This window comes from Neisseria sp. HMSC070F02, assembly GCF_001814225.1.
GTDB classification, from domain to species: domain Bacteria; phylum Pseudomonadota; class Gammaproteobacteria; order Burkholderiales; family Neisseriaceae; genus Neisseria; species Neisseria meningitidis.
In genome coordinates this window covers 15,802-35,652 of sequence record NZ_KV815463.1, presented here as the reverse complement: position 1 = coordinate 35,652, position 19,851 = coordinate 15,802, and the positions used below count along the sequence as shown (strand labels likewise).

The following is a 19,851-nucleotide window of genomic DNA, read 5'->3' as shown; positions in this document are numbered from 1 at the left end:
GTCGCCTTGTCCTGATTTTTGTTAATCCGCTATACGTATCCCCATCCGAAAGTTTATTTATACACAAGCAATCCAAAGTTATCTGACTGAAATATTGTGAGATTTACCCGAAAATCTCATTTTTTCCACCACTTATACACAAATTCGGATGCGCACTCTGCCGATATGCAGAAATAAGACATTCGTGCCGACACCTGACCATTTCCACAAGTTCCAAACACACTTTCCTCTCAAACCTCCACAGTATTCCGGTTCTTAAAGACATCGGCAGCCATTCGGTAAAGAAAAGCGGAATGCCATCTGCACAACAGGCAAACTGTCCACAAAAACTATTCTTCATGAAAAACAATCCACAGGCATGCACAAAAGGGAATCCGCCTTACCGACACCCTAAAAAAAAGAAATCCTGATGATTTTTAAAATAAAAAAAAGTTACCCACAGAAAATTTCTCCTATCAATATAATCATCGTTTTATTATTTAAATTTTATATTTTATTTATACGCCTTCAGGGAAACGGCACGGGAAAGCGTAAAGGCATCTTTTCAAAAAATTAAAAAGTTAAGGATTGTTAAACAAGTGTAAATCAGGTAGAGTTGTGGTCGATAAATTAAATCTATAACGGAGCTTCCTGCAATGAAAGGCGATATTGGCGTAATCGGTTTGGCGGTTATGGGGCAAAACCTGATTTTGAATATGAACGATTGCGGATTTAAGGTTGTCGCCTACAACCGAACAATCGGTAAGGTGGACGAATTTTTAAACGGCGCGGCTAAGGGAACGGATATTGTCGGCGCGTATTCCCTGCAAGACTTGGTCGATAAGCTGGCAAAACCGAGAAAAATCATGATGATGGTTCGCGCAGGTTCGGTCGTCGACGACTTTATCGAACAACTGCTGCCCCTGTTGGACGAGGAAGACATCATTATCGACGGCGGCAATGCCAATTACCCCGACACGACACGGCGGACACATTACCTTGCCGAAAAAGGGATTTTGTTTGTCGGGGCGGGCGTATCCGGCGGCGAAGAAGGCGCGCGGCACGGCCCGTCCATTATGCCGGGCGGGGATAAGCGCGCTTGGGAAGCGGTTAAGCCGATTTTTCAGGCGATTGCCGCCAAAACGCCGCTGGGCGAACCGTGTTGCGACTGGGTCGGCAGGGACGGCGCGGGACATTTTGTCAAAATGGTGCATAACGGCATCGAATATGGCGATATGCAGTTGATTTGCGAAGCGTACCAGTTCATGAAAGACGGTTTGGGACTGTCCTACGACGAAATGCACCGCGTGTTTGCCGAGTGGAACAAAACCGAGCTGGATTCTTATCTGATTGAAATCACAGCGGCAATTTTGGGCTATAAGGACGAAGGCGGCGAACCGCTGGTCGAGAAAATCCTCGATACGGCAGGGCAAAAAGGCACGGGCAAATGGACGGGCATCAATGCTTTGGATTTGGGCATTCCGTTGACGCTGATTTCAGAGGCGGTGTTCGCCCGCTGCGTTTCATCGTTCAAAGAACAGCGCGTCCGGATGGGCGGACTGTTTGCGCGGCAGGCATTGCCAGTCGGCGGCGATAAAAAACAATGGGTCGGCGATTTGCGCCAAGCCTTGCTCGCCTCCAAAATTATTTCGTATGCCCAAGGCTTCATGCTGATCCGCGAAGCGGGCGAAAGCTACGGCTGGGATTTGGGCTACGGCAACACTGCGCTGCTGTGGCGCGAGGGGTGCATCATTCGCAGCGCATTTTTAAGCAATATCCGCGATGCCTATGAAAACAATCCCGATTTGGTGTTCTTGGGTGCGGATCCGTATTTCAAAAATATTTTGGAAAACTGCCTGCCGGCGTGGCGCAAGGTGGTTGCCAAGGCGGTCGAATGCGGCATTCCTATGCCCTGCATGGCTTCGGCAATTACGTTCTTGGACGGCTACACGACCGAACGTCTGCCTGCCAACCTCTTGCAGGCACAGCGCGACTACTTCGGCGCGCACACTTACGAGCGCACCGACAAACCGCGCGGCGAGTTTTTCCATACCAACTGGACGGGCAAGGGCGGAGATACCGCTTCGACAACCTACGATATTTGATTCCGTTGCCGAAATGCCGTCCGAACCGTTCGGACGGCATTTGTTTTGCAGGAAATAGAAAGATGTTCCAATGGCTTTATGATGTATTGTGGCTGCTTGCGCCGATATGGATACGGCGTTATTTGGACAAACTCTCCGGAAGTGCCCCGGCATATCGGGCGCATCGGGACGAGCGTTTCGGCAAGCCGTATCCGAATCCCGTTACCGGTGCGGTTTGGATACACGCCGTTTCGGTTGGCGAAACGCGTGCCGCCCAGCCCTTGATACGCGAGTTGCGGCAGCGTTTTCCCGATGCGCCGCTGCTGATGACGCAGATGACCCCGACGGGACGGGAAACCGCGCAAGTTCTGTTTCCTGATGCACAATGCCGCTATCTTCCGTATGACAAAAAAACGTGGGTACGGCAGTTTTTGCGCGAACACCGACCGATGTTCGGCATTTTGATGGAAACCGAAATCTGGCCCAACCTGATGAGGGAATGCCGGCGCGCGGGTGTGCCGCTGTTTTTGGCGAATGCGCGGCTGTCGGAAAAATCGTTGAACGGTTATCTGAAGGTCCGCCGCCTGATCCGTCCTGCCGCCGCTTCGCTGACGGGTTGTCTGGCGCAGACGGAGGCGGATGCGGCGCGGTTGGCGAAATTGGGAGCGGCATCCGTGCAGGTGTGCGGCAATACCAAATATGACCTGATGCCGTCGGAACAGATGAAAACGCTGGCGGGGCAGTTTGAAAAACGCATCGGAGGCCGGCCGGTTGCCGTGTGCGGCAGCACGCGCGTTTATCGGGGTGAAGACGAGGCGGAAAAACTGCTGGCGGCGTGGCAACAATATCGCGGCGATGCCCTGCTGGTCGTCGTGCCGCGCCATCCCGAGCATTTTCAGACGGCATTTGAAACGGCAAAACGCTTCGGGTTTAAGGTTCAGCGGCGCAGCGACGGTTTGCCGGTCGAACCTGATACGCAGGTGTGGATAGGCGACAGTATGGGCGAGCTGTATGCGTATTACCTGTGCGCCGATGTCGCTTTTGTCGGCGGCAGTCTGGTCGATTCGGGCTGTCAGAACATCATCGAACCGCTTTCCTGCAGCGTTCCGACGATATTCGGCTTTTCAACCTACAATTTTTCCGAAGCCTGCCGGCACGCTTTGGCATCGGGGGCGGCGGTTCAAGTCGAATCGGCGGATGCGTGGCGGGCAGCCGTTGAAAAAGCCTTATCGTCCGAGGGGGGCGGAATGCAGATGCAGGCGCGCGTGGACGGCTTTATCGCACAACATCGCGGAGCGGGCGCGAGAATCGCCGAGGCGGTGCGGGAAGCGGTATGCGGACATCGGGGGTGATAGTGATACAATCCGTATCCGAGTTTTCCGGTTGGAGCATCGTATGAGTATTTATGCCGTCGCGCACATCGTCCATCTGTATTGCGCCATCGCCTTTGTCGGCGGCGTGTTTTTTGAAGTGCTGGTGTTGTCCGTCCTGCATACGGGACGGGTGTCCCGTGAGTCGCGGCGCGAAGTGGAAAAGGCAATGTCTTACCGCGCCGTCAGGGTGATGCCGTTTGTGGTCGGACTGCTGTTCGCCAGCGGCATCGTGATGGCGGCAAACCGCTACCTTCCTATATTGGGCGAACCGTTTGCCACTTCCTTCGGTACGATGCTGACGCTGAAAATCCTGTTGGCGTTCAGCGTGTTGGCGCACTTCGCCATCGCCGTCGTCAAAATGGCACGTTCCACACTGACGGTCGGCTGGTCGAAATACATACACGCCGTCGTCTTTACCCATATGCTGCTGATTGTGTTTTTGGCAAAAGCGATGTTTTATATCAGTTGGTAGTACAACTACATTTCAAATCAGGAGATTGAACCATGACAGAATATTCCGGCATCGGGTCGCCGTTGTTTTACGGCGTTTTTTTTGCGGCAGTGCTGGTCATGATTGCCTTGGATATGTTTTCGCTGAAGAAAAACGGCAGCCATAAAGTCGGCATCAAAGAAGCCTTGGCATGGAGCGGCTTGTGGGTTGCCGTATCCTGCCTGTTCGCGGGCTGGCTGTATTTCGAACTCGCCGGCAATCCCGGCTACGGCGCGGCAGTCGCAAAAGAAAAAGTATTGGAATTCTTTACCGGCTACATTTTGGAAAAATCGTTGGCAGTCGATAATATTTTCGTGTTCCTGATGATATTCGGCTACTTCAAAGTCGCACCGCAGTTTCAGCACCGCGTGCTGCTGTACGGCGTATTGGGCGCATTGGTATTGCGCACTGTCATGATTTTCGTCGGCGCGGCACTGGTTCGGCAGTTCGAGTGGATTCTGTATCTGTTCGGCGCGTTCCTGCTCTATACCGGCATACACATGATGAAGCCCGAAGGCGATGAGGAAGGGGATTTGGCAAACAGCAGGCTGCTGAATGCCGTCAAGAAAGTCGTTCCGGTCGGCACGGAATTTCACGGCGAGAAATTTTTTACCGTCGAAAACGGTAAAAAAATCGCCACGCCGCTGTTTTTGGTGCTGGTCATGATTGAATTGAGCGATGTCGTGTTTGCCGTGGACAGCATCCCCGCCGTCTTTGCCGTTACCACCGATCCGTTTATCGTGCTGACTTCCAATATTTTCGCTATTTTGGGTTTGCGGGCGATGTATTTCCTGCTGGCGGATGTGGCGGAACACTTTATCTTCCTGAAATACGGCTTGGCATTCGTGTTGGGTTTTATCGGTGTGAAAATGCTGGTAATGCATTGGGTGCATATCCCGATTTCCGTTTCGCTGTCGGTCGTGTTCGGCGCGTTGGGTGCATCGGTATTGACTTCTTTGGTTTATACGAAAAAAACAGGCCGATAAGCGGATATAACGCCCGTCCGCCCGCAAGGGGCTTGACAGGGTTTCGGTCGGTCTGTAAAATTCCAAACTTATCGGGTCGTTAGCTCAGCCGGTAGAGCAGCGGACTTTTAATCCGTTGGTCGAGCGTTCGAATCGCTCACGACCCACCAGATAAAGCAAAAAAGCTGAGTTTTCAAAACTCGGCTTTTTTTTGTTTTCCGACAATCCTTGTTAGGAAAGCGCGGCATTTCGTCAAATTCTTTGGGGCGGCTTCCGTATTTTTCCCGAAAATCCCTTATAATTCCGCCTCTGCAACCTTCATCGGGTGATGCTTTATGCGTTGTCCCGAGTATTGAAATATTACAAGTACCCACCAGGAAAGAACAAACGTGGACAAACTGAAAATCTCCGCAAACGGCCCGCTCAACGGGGAAATAACGGTCTCGGGCGCGAAAAACGCGGCATTGCCGCTGATGTGCGCGGGTTTGCTGACATCGGGTACGTTGCGCCTGAAAAACGTCCCGATGCTGGCGGATGTCAAAACCACGCAAAAACTGCTTCAAGGGATGGGCGCGCGCGTCCTGACCGACAATATCAGCGAATTTGAAATCAACGGCGGTACGGTAAACAACACGTGCGCGCCGTATGAGCTGGTCAGAACTATGCGCGCTTCGATTTTGGTGCTGGGGCCTACTTTGGCACGTTTCGGCGAGGCGCAAGTCAGCCTGCCGGGCGGCTGCGCCATCGGTTCGCGCCCCGTCGATCAGCATTTGAAAGGCTTGGAAGCGATGAGTGCGGAAATCGTTATCGAACACGGTTACGTCAAAGCCAAAGGCAAACTCAAAGGTACGCGAGTGGCGATGGATGTCGTTACCGTCGGCGGTACGGAAAACCTGCTGATGGCGGCGACGCTGGCGGAAGGTACGACGGTTTTGGAAAATTGCGCCATCGAGCCTGAAGTGGTCGATTTGGCGGAATGCCTGGTTAAAATGGGCGCGAAAATCAGCGGCATCGGAACATCGACCATGATCGTGGAAGGTGTGGACGAGCTGCACGGCTGCGAACACAGCGTCGTCCCCGACCGGATTGAAGCGGGTACGTTCCTGTGTGCGGTGGCGATAACCGGCGGCAGGGTGGTTTTGCGGAATGCCGCCCCGAAAACGATGGAAGTGGTGTTGGACAAACTGGTCGAGGCAGGTGCGGTGATTGAGGCGGGCGACGATTGGATCGCCATCGATATGCGTCAACGTCCGAAGGCGGTGGACATCCGCACGGTCGTCCACCCCGGCTTCCCCACGGATATGCAGGCGCAGTTTATGGCATTGAATGCCGTGGCGGAGGGAAGCTGCCGCGTGGTGGAAACGATTTTTGAAAACCGCTTTATGCACGTCCCCGAGTTGAACCGGATGGGGGCGAACATTACAACCGAGGGCAATACGGCATTCGTGCAGGGTGTGGAACAGCTTTCCGGCGCGGTCGTCAAGGCGACGGATTTGCGCGCTTCCGCCAGCCTCGTTATCGCCGGTTTGGCGGCGCGCGGCGAAACCGTGGTCGAACAGATTTACCACTTGGATCGCGGTTATGAAAATATTGAAAAAAAACTCGGCAGTGTCGGCGCGAAAATCGAGCGCGTATCCGGCTGATCGGGTTGCGATGCCGTCTGAAGGCTTCAGACGGCATTAATTGTTTCTGTATCGCAAACACTGATTGAAAAGGACTGATTATGGCATTTTTAAAACTGACCGAACAAAACGTGCAGGGCAAAACCGTCCTCATCCGCGCCGATATGAACGTGCCGTTCAAAGACGGCAAAATCAGTGACGACACCCGTATCCGCGCCTCGCTCGCGTCCGTCAAATACTGCTTGGACAACGGTGCGTCCGTTATCGTGATGACCCACCTCGGTCGCCCGACCGAAGGCGAGTTCCATCCCGAAGACGACGTTGCGCCCGTTGCCGCGCATTTGGGCGGTCTGTTGGGCAAAGACGTGAAAGTATTGAACGACTGGCGCGAAAACAAACCGGCTTTGAACGCGGGCGATGTCGTGATGCTGCAAAACGTGCGTATCAACAAGGGCGAGAAGAAAAACGATTTGGAACTGGGTAAAGCCTACGCTTCTTTGTGCGACGTGTTCGTCAATGACGCGTTCGGCACCGCACACCGCGCCCAAGCCTCGACCGAAGCCGTTGCCCAAGTTGCGCCTGTTGCCTGCGCCGGCGTATTGATGGCGGGCGAACTCGACGCTTTGGGCAAAGCCCTGAAACAGCCCGCGCGCCCGATGGTGGCGATTGTCGCCGGCAGCAAAGTGTCCACCAAGCTGACCATCCTCGAATCGCTGGCGGACAAAGTCGACCAACTCATCGTCGGCGGCGGTATCGCCAACACCTTCCTGTTGGCGGAAGGCAAAGCCATCGGCAAATCTTTGGCGGAACACGATTTGGTGGAAGAATCCAAAAAAATTATGGCAAAAATGGCGGCCAAAGGCGGTTCTGTGCCGCTGCCGACCGATGTCGTCGTTGCCAAAGCCTTTGCCGCCGATGCCGAAGCAGTGGTAAAAGACATTGCCGACGTTGCCGAAGACGAGATGATTTTGGACATCGGCCCGAAATCCGCCGCCGCGCTTGCCGATTTGCTTAAAGCCGCCGGTACGGTCGTTTGGAACGGGCCGGTCGGCGTGTTCGAGTTTGACCAATTCGCAGGTGGCACGAAAGCCCTTGCCGAAGCCATTGCCCAAAGCAAAGCGTTCTCGATTGCTGGCGGCGGCGACACGCTGGCGGCGATTGCCAAATTCGGCGTTACCGAACAAATCGGCTACATCTCCACCGGCGGCGGCGCGTTCCTTGAGTTCTTGGAAGGCAAAGAGCTGCCTGCCGTAGCTGCTTTGGAAAAACGCGGCGCGTAAGCGGTTTGATATAAAAAAAATGCCGTCTGAAACCATTTCGTTTCAGACGGCATTTTGTATGGTGGTTATTGTGCTTTGGCATTCCATTCTGCCGGTGTGGCGGCTACTGAAATGGAAAGTGCGTGCAGTTCGTTGCTTTCCAGTTGGGCTTTAAGCCCGTCTTTAATTAGGCGGTGGCGTGCAAGGCGTGCTTTGCCTTCAAATTCTGATGAAACGATGACGGCGAAAAAATGGTGTCCGTCGCCTTCTACTTCGATATGTTCGCATTTTGCCACGCCTGCAATCAGGGCCTTGACTTGTTCGGGTGTCAGCATAGTGGGGAGTCCTTATTGGGAAATGCGCCATTATACTGGCAAATTGAAATGCCGTCTGAAAACGGGTTCGGACGGCATTTTTGACGGTGTTTTATTTTTTGGCTTTGAAGCCGAGCAGGTGCTGGGTGGTGGCAAGCCACGCGCCGAATACGCCCAACGCGATGACGAAGCCGAACACCAGTGCGATTTCTCCCGGGTAGAAGAAACGCCAGCCGATATTAAGTCCGTAGGGTTTGAAGATGGCATCGACCAAGGGGCGCACGGCAGAGAGCAGCCAACCGCAAAGCCCCAAGCTGACGGCGGCGGAAAGGATGCTCTGCCACATGGCTTGATAAAGGAATGGGCGGCGGATAAACGACGCGGGCGCGCCCAAGAGTTTGGTGATTTCGATTTCTTCTTTGCGGCTGAGGATTTGCAGTCGGATGGTGTTGTGCGCGACAAGGACGAACGCCATCCCCAGCGTCAGGGAAAGAAACCATAAGATTTTACGGATGAATTCGTTGATTTGGTACAGTGTCTGTACCCATTCCGTATCCATGTTGGCGGATTCGACCATAGGCAGTTTGGTAATGTCTCGGTAGATTGCCTGCATTTGGTCGGGAGTGGTTGCCGGGTCGGGGGTAACGATAAAGACATCCGGCAGGGGGTTACCGTCAAGCATGGAAATCAGATTTTGGTCGAGATTGGACTGTAATTCTTCCAAACCGTCTTCTTTGCTGATAAAGCGGATGTTGTCGAGTCGTTTGTCGCGCGTCAGCAGGCTGCGCACGGTATCGCTGTCGCTTTGTGCGGCGGCGGTTTCCATATAGATTGTGATTTGCGGCGACTCGTTGAGTTTGCCTAAAACGCTTTGTCCGCTTTGGATGCCCAAATACATAAACAGCGGCAGGGTCATGGCGACGGCGAGCATTATGAGGGTAAGCAGTGTGCCGAAAGGTTGGCGCAGAAGCTGTTTGAGCGCGGTGCGCGCGGATTCGACGTGCAGCGAGAGGTAGTGGATGATGCTCATGCGAGTCGTCCTTTCGAGAGGCGCAGGATGCGGTGTCCGTAGTCCGCCATCAGGGTTTCGTCATGTGCGGCGACGATGACGGTTGTTCCCGCTTCGTGGAAGGTTTTGAACAATTCCATAATATCGAGCGCGTAGGCGCGGTCGAGGTTGGCGGAGGGTTCGTCGGCAATCAGCAGGCCGGGCTGGTGAACGACGGCGCGGGCGATGCACAGGCGTTGTTGTTCACCGCCGGAGAGGGTTACGGGATCGTCCAATTCTCGTCCTTTCAGGCCGACTTTTTCGATGGCGATGCGGGCACGCTCTTCGGCTTTGCGCGGCGGATAGCCGATAATCCGAAGCGGCAGGATGACGTTTTGCAGGACGTTGCGGTCGTAGAGGATTTTGTGGTCTTGGAACACGATGCCGATATGTTGGCGCATAAAGCCGATTTGGTTGTCGGTCAGTGTGCCGAGGTCTTGGTTGTTGAAGTGGACTTTGCCCCTGCTTGGTTTGGTAATGCCCGAAATCAGCTTGAGGACGGTGGATTTGCCTGAACCGGAGTGTCCTGCGATAAAAATCATCTCGCCTTTGTTGATTTGGAAGCTGACGTTTTTCAGGGCTTCAAAACCGCCGGGATAGGTTTTGGAAACTTGTTCGAAACGGATCATAGGAGGTCCTGTAAGGAAGGGCGGCATATCGTTTCGGGCGGTTGCGTCCGCAGGGATATGCCGTCTGAACAATAGGTAAGACAGTGCCGATTATAAAGATTCCGCCTGTTTTTAGATAGTGGATAAGTTTGGCGGATACCGAAGGTCGGGCGGGAAAAATGCCGTCTGAAGCGGATTCAGACGGCATCCGGCGTTTAACGGCATTTTGAATGGGCGAGTTTGACGGCTTCGGTCAGGCTTTTTTCGTTTGCCTCCCCTGTAATGGTCTGCCTGTATCCGCATTTCGGTGCTTCAACGACGGTAAAGGGCAGTACGCCGACAGTGTTTCCGTAGGTTTTCATAAAGTTTCGGCTGTTTGCCCCGGTGTAACGCCAAATCGGGTAGGAAACAGGAGTTTGTTTGAGGAAGTTGCCGATATTGTCGGATGTGTCGAGCGCGATGCCGACCATATCGACGCTGCCTTTTTTCTGCGCTTTGTACCATTTGGACATGGCGGGCATCTCTTTTCGGCACGGGCCGCACCAGGTTGCCCAAAGGTTGACGATGCGTACGGGGGCTTTGAGTGATTGCAGGCTTTGCGGGGTGTTGTCTTTCCATCCGGCCAGTTCGTCTGCCGAGGCGGTATGTGCGGCAAATGTGGCGGCAAGGGTGATTGCGGCAAGATTCAAGTATTTCATCGTTTTGTCCTTTGTATGTCGATTCGGGTATTGTAAACCGTTTGGTACGGTTGTAGGCGGGATATTGAGTAAAACCCTGTGTAAGCCGATAATAAGGGGATTGTCGAGAAGTAAGGAAATGTCATGTCTGAAATCAAAATTTTCCACAATCCGCGTTGCAGCAAATCGCGTGCCGCCTTGTCCCTATTGGAAGAACGCGGCATTGCTGCCGAAGTGGTCAAATATTTGGATACGCCGCCCGACTTGTCCGAATTGAAGGATATTTTCAACAAATTGGGTTTGGCATCGGCGCGCGGGATGATGCGCGTGAAAGATGATTTGTATAAGGAATTGGGTTTGGACAACCCCAATTTGGACAATGACGCGCTGCTGCGTGCCATCGCCGATCATCCCGCCCTGTTGGAGCGTCCGATTGTTTTGGCGAACGGTAAGGCGGCTGTCGGCAGGCCTCTGGAAAATATCGAAGCGATATTGTGAACAAACGGCTGTTTTGCAGCCGCAACGGCTTGCGCTATTACCTGTTGGGCGGTTTCTGTTTGAGTGTTTTTCCGTTTTTGCTGGTGTTTGCCTCATCCGTTTGGGCGGTTTATCGGACGGGCGGGCAGGTTTTGCCGCCGTATGTCCGGGCGGATGCCGCGCTGGTGTTGGGTGCCGCCGCATGGGACAAACGCCCTTCCCCTGTTTTTCGGGAACGCATCAACCACGCCATCGCGCTTTACCAAAGCCGCAGGGTAGGCAAAATCGTGTTTACGGGAGGCCGGACCAAAAAAGGCTATATGACCGAAGCCGAGGTCGGGCGGCGGTACGCACTCAAACAGGGGGTTCCGGCGCGCAACATCCTGTTTGAAAACACTTCGCGCAACACTTATGAAAACCTGAACAACATCCGTCCGGTTTTGCGTGCCAACGGTATTGCCAGCGTGGTGATTGTCAGCGATCCCTACCATTTGGCGCGGGCGGCGGAAATGGCGGAGGATTTGGGTGTCCGCGTTTATATGTCTGCCACGCCGACCACGCGGTTTGATGCGGGAAATAAGAAAAAAATCTTTATGCTGCAAGAGGGATATGCGTTATCCCTCTACCGTTTGGAAAAATGGGGCAGCCGCTTTTTGGGATGGCTGTCTGATTGAAGCGGTAGAAAATGCCGTCTGAAACTTATCCGCAGGCAGGGTTCGGACGGCATTTTTGATGCCCAAGCACGGTAAAACCAGTAAAATAAACGCTTTCAAAGATTTCGGAGCCATCATGACCGTCAAAACCCGTTTCGCCCCCAGCCCCACCGGCTACCTGCACATTGGCGGCGTTCGCACCGCCTTGTTTTCGTGGGCGTTTGCCCGCCATCATAAAGGCGAATTTTTATTGCGCATCGAAGACACCGACTTGGCGCGTTCTACCGCCGAATCCGTCAACATCATCCTCGACGGCATGAAATGGGTCGGCCTGAACTACGACAACGCCGACAATGTCGTGTACCAAACCCGCCGTTTCGACCGCTACAAAGAAGTCATTGCCGAACTCTTGGCAAAAGGCGCTGCCTACTACTGCTATTGCAGCAAAGAAGAATTGGAAGCGATGCGCGAGAAAGCCGAAAAAGAAGGCACGGCGACTTACGACCGCCGCTGGCGGCCGGAAGCAGGCAAAACCCTGCCCGAAATTCCTGCCGGCGTGCAACCCGTCATCCGCTTCAAAACGCCTTTGGACGGCGTAACCAAGTGGGCGGACCTGGTCAAAGGCGAAATTTCCATTCCCAACGAAGCCATCGACGACCTGATTATCGCCCGCGCCGACGGCACGCCGACCTACAACTTCTGCGTCGTGGTGGACGACTACGACATGGGCGTTACCCACGTTATCCGCGGCGACGACCATGTGAACAACACGCCGAAACAAATCAACATCTTGAAAGCCATCGGCGCGAACCTGCCCGAATACGGACACCTGCCGATGATTCTCAACGAACAAGGCAAAAAAATCTCCAAACGCAGCGGCGATACCGTCGCCATCACCGATTTCGGCGCGATGGGCATCCTGCCCGAAGCGATGCTCAACTATTTGGCGCGTTTGGGCTGGGCGCACGGCGACGACGAATTTTTCACGATGGAACAATTCATCGAATGGTTTGATTTGAAAGACGTTTCCCCATCTCCAAGCCGCATGGATTTGAAAAAACTCTATTGGATAAACGGCGAACACATCAAAATCACGCCCAACGGCAAACTCGCCGAACTCGTCAAGCCGCGTCTCGCTCTGCGCGATATCCATGAAACTGAAAAACCTGCATTGGAAGACGTGTTGGCACTGGTCAAAGACCGCGCCCAAGATTTGAACGCCTTGGCAGACGAATGCCTGTATTTCTACAAAAAACAAGTCCCTGCCGAAGCCGATGTTGCCAAACACTGGGATGACGAAGCGGCGGCACGCATGCTGCGCTTTGCCGAATGCCTCGAAGGGCTGGAAGACTGGAATGCCGAAGCCATCCACGACCTCTTCAAACCTTTCTGCGACGAAGAAGGCATCAAAATGGGTAAACTCGGTATGCCCCTGCGCCTTGCCGTCTGCGGTACGGCGAAAACCCCAAGCGTCGATGCTGTGTTGGCATTAATCGGCAAAGAAGAAGTGTTGAAACGCATCCGCGCTTAAGTTATCCACAAGCGTGGGCGATGCCATCTGATGTCGGAATGCGGCTTCAGACGGTATTTAAACGGAAGTTGAACATGAAAAAAATATTTTATTTTCTGATGTTTGTTTTTTCTACAAGCGTATGGGCAGGGGATGCGGAAGACAATCTGCTCAGCATCCAATCCGGCTATCGTGCCTTACTGCAAAAACAAAACAATCTGGACGGAAAAATCATCGGGATGCAGTCGGATTTGGAAGATGCGCGCCGGCGTTTGCAGACGGCTCAGGCAGACATCGCCCGTTTGGAAGCGGAAATTCCTGCAGCAATGGCGCAAAAAGCCCGGCAGGCTGAAGAGCTGAGGCAAATCGGAGTGCGTTTGGACCATGCTTGGAATGCGGTTTACGGCGCAGGGGGAACGAAGGCGTCGGGGAATTGACCGATGAATTCCCTCTTTGTGGACAATACTGTTTTCATTACACGGCTGAAAGCCGGGCATATCGGCAGGTTGGTTCAGGCGTTGTTTGAGGAGTGGCACGGATTTGAACCGTGGTCTTCTGTGGATAAGATTCGTGCCTATTACGGCAGATGTTTGAAAGATGACGAACTGCCGCTGGCTTTTGCGGCTGTGGATGATTTCGGAACCCTGTTGGGTTCGGCTGCGGTCAAGCGGCATGATATGGAAAGTTTTCCACAGTATGAATATTGGTTGGGTGATGTCTTTGTTTTACCTGAATATCGCGGAAAAGGCATTGGCAGGAGGCTGGTCGCCCACTGCATAGGCGCAGCGCGTTCGCTGGGGATAAAGTTCTTGTATCTTTATACGCCTGATGTGCAAATATTTTATGAATCATTCGGCTGGGCGGTTGTCGGGCGACATTTCCATAACGGTGAATGGGTTACGGTTATGCGTTTGGATATGGATAAGGTTTAAGCCGAATGGACAAATGCCGTCTGAGCTGTTCGGACGGCATTTTTTATGTTTGGAAACTTCCTGTCAGATAATATTTATCCACAGATTTTTCCATATGGTTTGATGCTGTTCCGACAACGGAAATTAAGATACGGATTTGCACAAATCTTTCAGACGGTACAGTTCTGACAATGCTTCGCGCGGGGTCAGGCTGTCGGGATCGAGTTTCTCCAGGGCTGCTGCCAATATACCTTCAAAATGTTTTTCCTCTGCTTTGTCCACAAAGCTGTCCACATTCGGTTCATCTCCTTTTTCAGACGGCATGGTACTGAAAATATCCAGTTGGGGACGGTTTGCGGCGGCTTGGTCTTCCAGTTCGTTCAAATGCTTTTGGGCGGATTTCAATGCGCGTACAGGCAGGCCGGCGAGTTTGGCGACGGCGATGCCGTAGCTTTTTCCGGCGGGCCCCGGTTGGATTTGGTGCAGGAACACGATGTCCTGTCCCTGTTCGAGCGCGGAAAGGTGCATATTGACGGCGGCGGCGTGGGTTTCGGGCAGGTAGGTCAGCTCGAAATAGTGGGTGGCAAACAGGCTGAAGGATTTGTTTTTTTGCAGCAGGTGTTCGGCAACGGCGTGCGCGAGGGCAAGACCGTCGAAAGTGGAAGTGCCACGTCCGACTTCGTCCATTAAAACAAGGCTTTGTTCGGTGGCGTGATGCAGGATGTAGGCGGTTTCGCTCATTTCGACCATGAAAGTGGAGCGGTTGGAGGCGAGGTCGTCCGATGCGCCGATGCGGGTGAAGATTTGATCGATGGGCCCGATTGTGGCGGCATCGGCAGGCACAAAACAGCCGGTGTGTGCCAATAAAACAATCAGCGCGACTTGGCGCATGTAGGTGGATTTGCCGCCCATATTGGGGCCGGTGAGCAGCATGAGGCGGTGTTTGTGGTCAAGGTCGGTGTGGTTGGCGGTGAAGTGGCGTACCTGCTGTTCGACAACGGGATGGCGGCCGTTTTCGATGTGGATAACCGGATAGTCGGCAAACTCGGGGCGGACGAAGTTCCGCTCTTTTGCCAAGGCTGAAAATGTGGACAATACGTCCAGCGCGGCGGCGGCTTTGGCGGCTTTTTGAAGCTGCGGCAATGCCGTCTGAAGGTTTTTCAATACGCCGTCAAAGAGTTGTTTTTCTAAGGCGAGGGCTTGCTCTTGAGCAGTCAGCACTTTGTCTTCAAAGGCTTTCAGTTCCGGCGTGATGAAGCGTTCGGCGTTTTTAAGGGTTTGCCGGCGTTGGTAGTCGGCAGGTGCTTGTTCGGCTTGGGTTTTGGACAATTCAATGTAAAAGCCGTGAACGCGGTTGAACTCGACTTTAAGTGTGGACAAACCGGTACGTTCGCGTTCCTTGGCTTCCAAATCCAGCAAAAATTCGTCGCCATGGTTTTGAATGCGGCGCAATTCGTCCAGTTCGGGATGAAAACCGTGGTTGATGACATTGCCGTCTTTCAGCCAGACGGAAGGTTCGGGCAAAATGGCTTGGCGGAGCTGTTCGGCTGTGGATAGGTTTTCCGGGAAAACGGCTTTGAGGGTTCCTAAGAGACTGCTGCACTCGGCGGACAATTCGATTTCGGACAGGGCAAACAGGCTGTCGCGCAGGGCGGCGAGGTCGCGCGGGCGGGCGTTACCCACGGCAATACGGGCGGCGATGCGTTCGATGTCGGCAATGCTTTTCAGACGGCACTGGAGGGGTTTGTATTGGCTTTCCAGCGCGGCAACGGCTTCTTGGCGCGCTCGGATGTGGGCGCGGTTGCGTAAAGGGTGGTGCAGCCAGAGAGCCAAGAGGCGGCTGCCCATATGGGTAGCGCAAAGGTCGAGCGTGGACATCAGGGTCGGCGATTTTTTGCCGGAGAGGGTTTGCGTGATTTCGAGATTGCGGCGCGTGGCGGCATCCATACCGATATATTGGCTGTCGGTTTCGAGCGACAGGCCGTCCAAATGTTGCGGCATCAGGTTTTGCGTCAGACGGATATAGTTCAACAGTGCACCTGCCGCGCCAATCGCAACGGCGTGTTCTTTGCCGTCCAAACCGAAGCCGCGCAAATCCTGGCAGCCGAAATATTCCGTCAGCAGTTTTTCCCCCGCGTCGGCGGCAAACTGCCACGCGTTCAGGCGCGTAACACCCGATGCCGTCTGAAGTTGCGGTGCGTTTTTACTGTCCGGCAACAGAATTTCCGCCGCCTGCAGGCGCGCCAGTTCGTCGTCCAATTTATCCACAGTTGTCAGCTTGGTTTTGAATTCGCCGCTTTGCAGCGATGCCCACGCCAAACCGATGTATTTTTTGTCGGGGGACACGGCAACGATGCGGTTGGTTTCCTTGTCTTCCAGCAATGCGGAATCGGTCAGCGTGCCGGGCGTTACGATGCGCACGACTTTGCGCTCCACCGGTCCTTTGCCCGCGCCGACTTCGCCGACCTGTTCGCAAATCGCCACGCTTTTGCCCAACTTGACCAGGCGCGCCAGATATTGTTCGGCGGCGTGAAACGGCACGCCTGCCATTTTGACCGGCTCGCCATCCACCTGTCCGCGCGTGGTCAGGGTAATATCCAAAAGTTTTGCCGCTTCTACCGCATCGTCGAAAAACATCTCGTAAAAATCACCCATGCGGTAAAACACCAGTTTGTCGGTATGTTGCGCTTTGATGCCGAGGTATTGCTGCATCATTGGGGAAACGGCGGATTTGGACATGGGGCTGCCTTATCATTAGGAAAACGGTATTGTAGCAAAAGGTTTTGTCTTCGACGGAATGAGACTGACCGTAAGCCTGTCAATAAGGTTGTGGAGACAAGTAGGAAAACAGCAAAGTTATCCACGGAGATATTATTAAGTCAAAAAACATCCACGTTTATCTGTCCTATACGGCAAGCCTTAAACTCAAACTTATTTGACGAAAAGGTAATGAAAATATTGGATATTTGCAACTTATACACAAGCAGATCCGCAATCATCAAAATCATCATTAAAATTTTAAATTCAAATATTGATGGTAAAAGTTTTGGAAATCTGTGCAAACAGTAAAATTCATCTATATCAAATAAGCATCAAGTAGTTAGATGTAATAGTGGAATGTAACTTTATTTCAGAATACAATACAGATATTGAAATTTCGTTTCACAGCTTGGAGTATATACATGAGCATTAAAGTAGCGATTAACGGTTTCGGCCGCATCGGCCGCCTCGCATTGCGTCAAATTGAAAAAGCCCACGGCATCGAAGTCGTCGCTGTCAACGACCTGACCCCTGCCGAAATGCTGCTGCACCTTTTCAAATACGACAGCACGCAAGGCCGTTTCCAAGGTACTGCCGAATTAAAAGACGATGCCATCGTGGTAAACGGCAAAGAAATCAAAGTTTTCGCCAATCCGAATCCCGAAGAATTGCCTTGGGGCGAGTTGGGTGTGGATGTCGTCCTCGAATGTACCGGCTTCTTTACCAATAAAACCAAAGCCGAAGCACACATCAGGGCCGGCGCGCGCAAAGTCGTGATTTCCGCACCCGGCGGCAATGATGTGAAAACCGTCGTATATGGCGTAAACCAAGACATTTTGGACGGCAGCGAAACCGTTATCTCCGCCGCTTCCTGCACCACCAACTGCCTTGCCCCGATGGCGGCAGTCCTGCAAAAAGAGTTCGGCGTAGTCGAAGGTCTGATGACCACCATCCACGCCTACACCGGCGACCAAAACACCCTTGACGCGCCGCACCGCAAAGGCGATTTGCGCCGCGCCCGAGCCGCCGCGCTCAACATCGTGCCCAACAGCACCGGTGCCGCCAAGGCCATCGGTCTGGTTATCCCCGAATTGAACGGCAAACTCGACGGCTCCGCCCAACGCGTCCCTGTTGCCACCGGCTCGCTGACCGAATTGGTTTCCGTCCTCGAACGCCCTGTAACCAAAGAAGAAATCAACGCCGCGATGAAAGCCGCCGCCAGCGAATCTTACGGCTACAACGAAGATCAAATTGTTTCTTCCGACGTTGTCGGCATCGAATACGGTTCGCTCTTCGATGCGACCCAAACCCGCGTGATGACCGTGGGCGGTAAACAACTGGTGAAAACCGTTGCCTGGTACGACAACGAAATGTCCTACACCTGCCAACTCGTCCGCACTTTGGAATACTTCGCAGGCAAAATCTAAGGCTTGAACAAACCTGTGGATAAGTAAATGCCGTCTGAACACATTGCGTTCAGACGGCATTGTTTATCTGTATAGTGGATTAAATTTAAACCAGTACGGCGTTACCTCGCCTTGCCGTACTATTTGTACTGTCTGCGGCTTCGTTGCCTTGTCCTGATTTAAATTTAATCCGCTATAACTTGATATTGCGGCTTATGGTGAACAAACAACAGCCGTTTGTTCAACTGCTATGCGGCAAAACCGGATTTTTGCCCGATTTAAAGCGGGGTTGGGGAAAGATCAATAACGGTTGCACGGTTTTCCTCGATTTGAAATCTGACTTCGTAATCTGCAATATTCATCACATAAATCCGTTCGGGAATATTCTGATAGGCGGGGCGCGGATCTTGGGCAATGCTTTGGCTGATAAGGTTTTTGGTGTTTGCAGATAAATTTTCCGCGCCGATGTTTTCCTGCCAAACGACTTCCAACTCTACGGGTTTGCCGCTGACGAAACCGGATGCGGCATCGGGTTTGGATTCGACAAAGGGGATATAAGGTTTGATGTCCACAATCGGTGTGCCGTCCAGCAGGTCTGCGCCGCTGCAATAGAGGCGGACGGGTTTGCCGGTTTCGATGCGTTCGAGTTTCAGGAGCGAGAGTCCGAGATGGTTGGGGCGGTGGGGGCTGCGCGTGGCGAACACGCCCATTTTTTGTTTGCCGCCGAGCCGTGGCGGGCGCACCATTTGCGCCCAGCCTTCATCCAATACGCCGTGAAAAATAAAACTTATCCACACATAATCGAAATCTTCCAGCCCGCGCACGCTGTCTGCGGTGAATTTGGGATTCAGCTCGATGCAGGCTTTTGCGGCGGAGACCAAACCGGGCTGGCGGGCGATGCCGAATTTCTGTTTGTAGGGCGAGCGGGCGGTGCCGATGGGGGTAATGGTATAAGTCATAAGGTTGTGGGTAAGTTTTTTGGAAAAACCTTATCTTATCACAATCGGTTTTACCGCTTTTGGGCAGTAATTTGTTATAATACAGGGCATTTTAATCGCGTTGAAATAATGAGATGATTGTTTCCATTGATGTTGATGCACAAAAAACGTTTACGCCACTGTGTCCTGACGAACTGCCCGTGAACGAGGGGCATTTGATTGTCGAGGAGTTGAATGCTCAAGCCGCTTTGGCGGATTTGCGCGTGATGACGAAAGATGCGCATCATATGGTAGCGAAATGGCTTGTGGATAACCCTGTTGATATGTTGAAGCCGACAGGTTTGCCTGATGCGGATTTGACTTGGGTGGCTCATGCGATGGTCGGTACGCGCGGCTATGAATTATTGGACGGACTGCCTTCTGCCAAAGAATACGATTATTGCGTTTGGAAAGGTGTTGATCCTGAATTGCATCCTTACGGCGCGTGTTTTCACGATATTGAGGAAAAACTGAGCACAGGGCTGATTGAATGGCTGCGTTGTCAAAATACGGATACGGTCATTGTCGGCGGCTTGGCTACGGATTATTGTGTGAAAACAACGGTTTTGCAGTTGCTTAAAGGTGGTAATTGGCAGGTTATCGTCAATGAAGCGGCTTGTCGGGGTATTGCGCCGGATACCATCGAAACGGCATGGCAGGAAATGCGTTCTGCCGGTGCTGTCATCTTAAAAAACGCCGAAGAAATTAAAAAACACATTAATAATCAATAAGTTAAAA

19 protein-coding genes, 1 tRNA gene and 1 pseudogene are annotated in these 19,851 nt (G+C 52.9%); 14 read left to right on the top strand and 7 right to left on the bottom strand.

Features of this window, described 5'->3' with window-relative positions; translation table 11 throughout:
- Positions 1–635 precede the first annotated feature (635 nt).
- The 7 genes from gnd to HMPREF2959_RS07765 all read left to right on the top strand — a co-directional run bounded on the left by gnd (position 636) and on the right by HMPREF2959_RS07765 (position 7,793).
- A complete protein-coding gene (gene gnd, locus HMPREF2959_RS07795; protein ID WP_002240900.1) occupies positions 636–2,084 on the top strand; it encodes a decarboxylating NADP(+)-dependent phosphogluconate dehydrogenase in 1,449 nt (482 codons plus the stop codon).
- 62 nt (positions 2,085–2,146) lie between these two features.
- On the top strand, positions 2,147–3,415 hold the full coding sequence (waaA, locus tag HMPREF2959_RS07790; RefSeq protein ID WP_002240899.1) for a lipid IV(A) 3-deoxy-D-manno-octulosonic acid transferase: 1,269 nt from the start codon (positions 2,147–2,149) through the stop codon (positions 3,413–3,415).
- Between the two features lie 43 nt (positions 3,416–3,458).
- Positions 3,459–3,908, top strand: a complete 450-nt coding sequence (locus HMPREF2959_RS07785) for a CopD family copper resistance protein (RefSeq protein ID WP_002240898.1) — start codon at positions 3,459–3,461, stop codon at positions 3,906–3,908.
- A gap of 32 nt (positions 3,909–3,940) precedes the next feature.
- Complete coding sequence (locus HMPREF2959_RS07780) at positions 3,941–4,912, top strand: TerC family protein (protein WP_070696624.1); 972 nt, start codon at positions 3,941–3,943, stop codon at positions 4,910–4,912.
- A gap of 73 nt (positions 4,913–4,985) precedes the next feature.
- Positions 4,986–5,061: transfer RNA gene (locus HMPREF2959_RS07775), tRNA-Lys, on the top strand.
- Between the two features lie 219 nt (positions 5,062–5,280).
- Positions 5,281–6,534 carry a UDP-N-acetylglucosamine 1-carboxyvinyltransferase gene (murA, locus tag HMPREF2959_RS07770; protein WP_070696621.1) on the top strand — a complete coding sequence of 418 codons (1,254 nt, stop codon included), beginning with the start codon at positions 5,281–5,283 and terminating at the stop codon, positions 6,532–6,534.
- Positions 6,535–6,614: 80 nt separating this feature from the next.
- Complete coding sequence (locus HMPREF2959_RS07765) at positions 6,615–7,793, top strand: phosphoglycerate kinase (RefSeq protein WP_002240895.1); 1,179 nt, start codon at positions 6,615–6,617, stop codon at positions 7,791–7,793.
- A 65-nt stretch (positions 7,794–7,858) separates the two neighbouring features.
- On the opposite strand, the gene HMPREF2959_RS07760 is transcribed toward HMPREF2959_RS07765, so the two are convergent.
- The 4 genes from HMPREF2959_RS07760 to HMPREF2959_RS07745 form a co-directional block, all read right to left on the bottom strand.
- Positions 7,859–8,107 carry a BolA family protein gene (locus tag HMPREF2959_RS07760; protein ID WP_002240894.1) on the bottom strand — a complete coding sequence of 83 codons (249 nt, stop codon included), beginning with the start codon at positions 8,105–8,107 and terminating at the stop codon, positions 7,859–7,861.
- Between the two features lie 91 nt (positions 8,108–8,198).
- On the bottom strand, positions 8,199–9,116 hold the full coding sequence (ftsX, locus tag HMPREF2959_RS07755; RefSeq protein WP_002240893.1) for a permease-like cell division protein FtsX: 918 nt from the start codon (positions 9,114–9,116) through the stop codon (positions 8,199–8,201).
- Positions 9,113–9,763, bottom strand: a complete 651-nt coding sequence (gene ftsE, locus HMPREF2959_RS07750; RefSeq protein ID WP_002221756.1) for a cell division ATP-binding protein FtsE — start codon at positions 9,761–9,763, stop codon at positions 9,113–9,115. Before ftsE ends, ftsX begins: the two co-directional genes overlap by 4 nt.
- A gap of 194 nt (positions 9,764–9,957) precedes the next feature.
- Positions 9,958–10,440: a TlpA disulfide reductase family protein gene (locus tag HMPREF2959_RS07745; RefSeq protein WP_002240892.1), complete on the bottom strand. Its 483-nt coding sequence runs from the start codon at positions 10,438–10,440 to the stop codon at positions 9,958–9,960.
- 123 nt (positions 10,441–10,563) lie between these two features.
- Between HMPREF2959_RS07745 and arsC the strand changes: the two genes are divergently transcribed.
- The 5 genes from arsC (at position 10,564) to HMPREF2959_RS07720 (ending at position 13,991) form a co-directional block, all read left to right on the top strand.
- A complete protein-coding gene (gene arsC / locus HMPREF2959_RS07740; RefSeq protein ID WP_002240891.1) occupies positions 10,564–10,917 on the top strand; it encodes an arsenate reductase (glutaredoxin) in 354 nt (117 codons plus the stop codon).
- Positions 10,914–11,570: a YdcF family protein gene (locus HMPREF2959_RS07735; RefSeq protein ID WP_002227779.1), complete on the top strand. Its 657-nt coding sequence runs from the start codon at positions 10,914–10,916 to the stop codon at positions 11,568–11,570. The genes arsC and HMPREF2959_RS07735 overlap by 4 nt, the downstream gene beginning before the upstream one ends.
- 115 nt (positions 11,571–11,685) lie before the next feature.
- Positions 11,686–13,080, top strand: a complete 1,395-nt coding sequence (gltX, locus tag HMPREF2959_RS07730; protein ID WP_070696626.1) for a glutamate--tRNA ligase — start codon at positions 11,686–11,688, stop codon at positions 13,078–13,080.
- A gap of 20 nt (positions 13,081–13,100) precedes the next feature.
- Positions 13,101–13,496, top strand: a complete 396-nt coding sequence (locus HMPREF2959_RS07725; RefSeq protein WP_070696618.1) for a coiled-coil domain-containing protein — start codon at positions 13,101–13,103, stop codon at positions 13,494–13,496.
- A 3-nt stretch (positions 13,497–13,499) separates the two neighbouring features.
- Entirely contained in the window at positions 13,500–13,991 is a 492-nt protein-coding gene (locus HMPREF2959_RS07720; RefSeq protein ID WP_002225888.1) for a GNAT family N-acetyltransferase, read from the top strand.
- 123 nt (positions 13,992–14,114) lie between these two features.
- On the opposite strand, the gene mutS is transcribed toward HMPREF2959_RS07720, so the two are convergent.
- Positions 14,115–16,709 carry a DNA mismatch repair protein MutS gene (mutS, locus tag HMPREF2959_RS07710; protein ID WP_061699262.1) on the bottom strand — a complete coding sequence of 865 codons (2,595 nt, stop codon included), beginning with the start codon at positions 16,707–16,709 and terminating at the stop codon, positions 14,115–14,117.
- A 443-nt stretch (positions 16,710–17,152) separates the two neighbouring features.
- On the opposite strand from mutS, the gene gap reads away from it, so the two are divergent.
- On the top strand, positions 17,153–18,157 hold the full coding sequence (gene gap / locus HMPREF2959_RS07705) for a type I glyceraldehyde-3-phosphate dehydrogenase (protein WP_002236266.1): 1,005 nt from the start codon (positions 17,153–17,155) through the stop codon (positions 18,155–18,157).
- 69 nt (positions 18,158–18,226) lie between these two features.
- Here gap and HMPREF2959_RS12975 read toward each other — a convergent pair.
- Together HMPREF2959_RS12975 and tsaA are read right to left on the bottom strand one after the other, a co-directional pair.
- Positions 18,227–18,334, bottom strand: a pseudogene (locus tag HMPREF2959_RS12975) (IS5/IS1182 family transposase); the annotation flags it as partial.
- An 80-nt stretch (positions 18,335–18,414) separates the two neighbouring features.
- Positions 18,415–19,095 (bottom strand): tRNA (N6-threonylcarbamoyladenosine(37)-N6)-methyltransferase TrmO, encoded by a 681-nt coding sequence (gene tsaA / locus HMPREF2959_RS07700; protein ID WP_002223230.1) that lies wholly within the window; start codon positions 19,093–19,095, stop codon positions 18,415–18,417.
- Positions 19,096–19,208: 113 nt separating this feature from the next.
- Here tsaA and HMPREF2959_RS07695 point away from each other — a divergent pair, with 113 nt between their 5' ends.
- Positions 19,209–19,844, top strand: coding sequence for a nicotinamidase (locus HMPREF2959_RS07695; RefSeq protein WP_002243697.1), 636 nt, complete (start codon positions 19,209–19,211; stop codon positions 19,842–19,844).
- The last annotated feature ends 7 nt before the right edge of the window (positions 19,845–19,851 follow it).

What these genes read in the sequence shown, in the direction of transcription:
- HMPREF2959_RS07765 (WP_002240895.1), top strand. Translation starts at nt 6,615, where the DNA reads ATGGCATTTTTAAAACTGACCGAACAAAACGTGCAGGGCAAAACCGTC.
- arsC (WP_002240891.1), top strand. Translation starts at nt 10,564, where the DNA reads ATGTCTGAAATCAAAATTTTCCACAATCCGCGTTGCAGCAAATCGCGT.
- HMPREF2959_RS07725 (WP_070696618.1), top strand. Translation starts at nt 13,101, where the DNA reads ATGCCATCTGATGTCGGAATGCGGCTTCAGACGGTATTTAAACGGAAG.
- mutS (WP_061699262.1), bottom strand. Translation starts at nt 16,709, where the DNA reads ATGTCCAAATCCGCCGTTTCCCCAATGATGCAGCAATACCTCGGCATC.
- gnd (WP_002240900.1), top strand. Translation starts at nt 636, where the DNA reads ATGAAAGGCGATATTGGCGTAATCGGTTTGGCGGTTATGGGGCAAAAC.
- gltX (WP_070696626.1), top strand. Translation starts at nt 11,686, where the DNA reads ATGACCGTCAAAACCCGTTTCGCCCCCAGCCCCACCGGCTACCTGCAC.
- ftsX (WP_002240893.1), bottom strand. Translation starts at nt 9,116, where the DNA reads ATGAGCATCATCCACTACCTCTCGCTGCACGTCGAATCCGCGCGCACC.
- ftsE (WP_002221756.1), bottom strand. Translation starts at nt 9,763, where the DNA reads ATGATCCGTTTCGAACAAGTTTCCAAAACCTATCCCGGCGGTTTTGAA.
- waaA (WP_002240899.1), top strand. Translation starts at nt 2,147, where the DNA reads ATGTTCCAATGGCTTTATGATGTATTGTGGCTGCTTGCGCCGATATGG.
- tsaA (WP_002223230.1), bottom strand. Translation starts at nt 19,095, where the DNA reads ATGACTTATACCATTACCCCCATCGGCACCGCCCGCTCGCCCTACAAA.
- HMPREF2959_RS07720 (WP_002225888.1), top strand. Translation starts at nt 13,500, where the DNA reads ATGAATTCCCTCTTTGTGGACAATACTGTTTTCATTACACGGCTGAAA.
- HMPREF2959_RS07780 (WP_070696624.1), top strand. Translation starts at nt 3,941, where the DNA reads ATGACAGAATATTCCGGCATCGGGTCGCCGTTGTTTTACGGCGTTTTT.
- HMPREF2959_RS07785 (WP_002240898.1), top strand. Translation starts at nt 3,459, where the DNA reads ATGAGTATTTATGCCGTCGCGCACATCGTCCATCTGTATTGCGCCATC.
- gap (WP_002236266.1), top strand. Translation starts at nt 17,153, where the DNA reads ATGAGCATTAAAGTAGCGATTAACGGTTTCGGCCGCATCGGCCGCCTC.
- HMPREF2959_RS07695 (WP_002243697.1), top strand. Translation starts at nt 19,209, where the DNA reads ATGATTGTTTCCATTGATGTTGATGCACAAAAAACGTTTACGCCACTG.
- HMPREF2959_RS07745 (WP_002240892.1), bottom strand. Translation starts at nt 10,440, where the DNA reads ATGAAATACTTGAATCTTGCCGCAATCACCCTTGCCGCCACATTTGCC.
- HMPREF2959_RS07760 (WP_002240894.1), bottom strand. Translation starts at nt 8,107, where the DNA reads ATGCTGACACCCGAACAAGTCAAGGCCCTGATTGCAGGCGTGGCAAAA.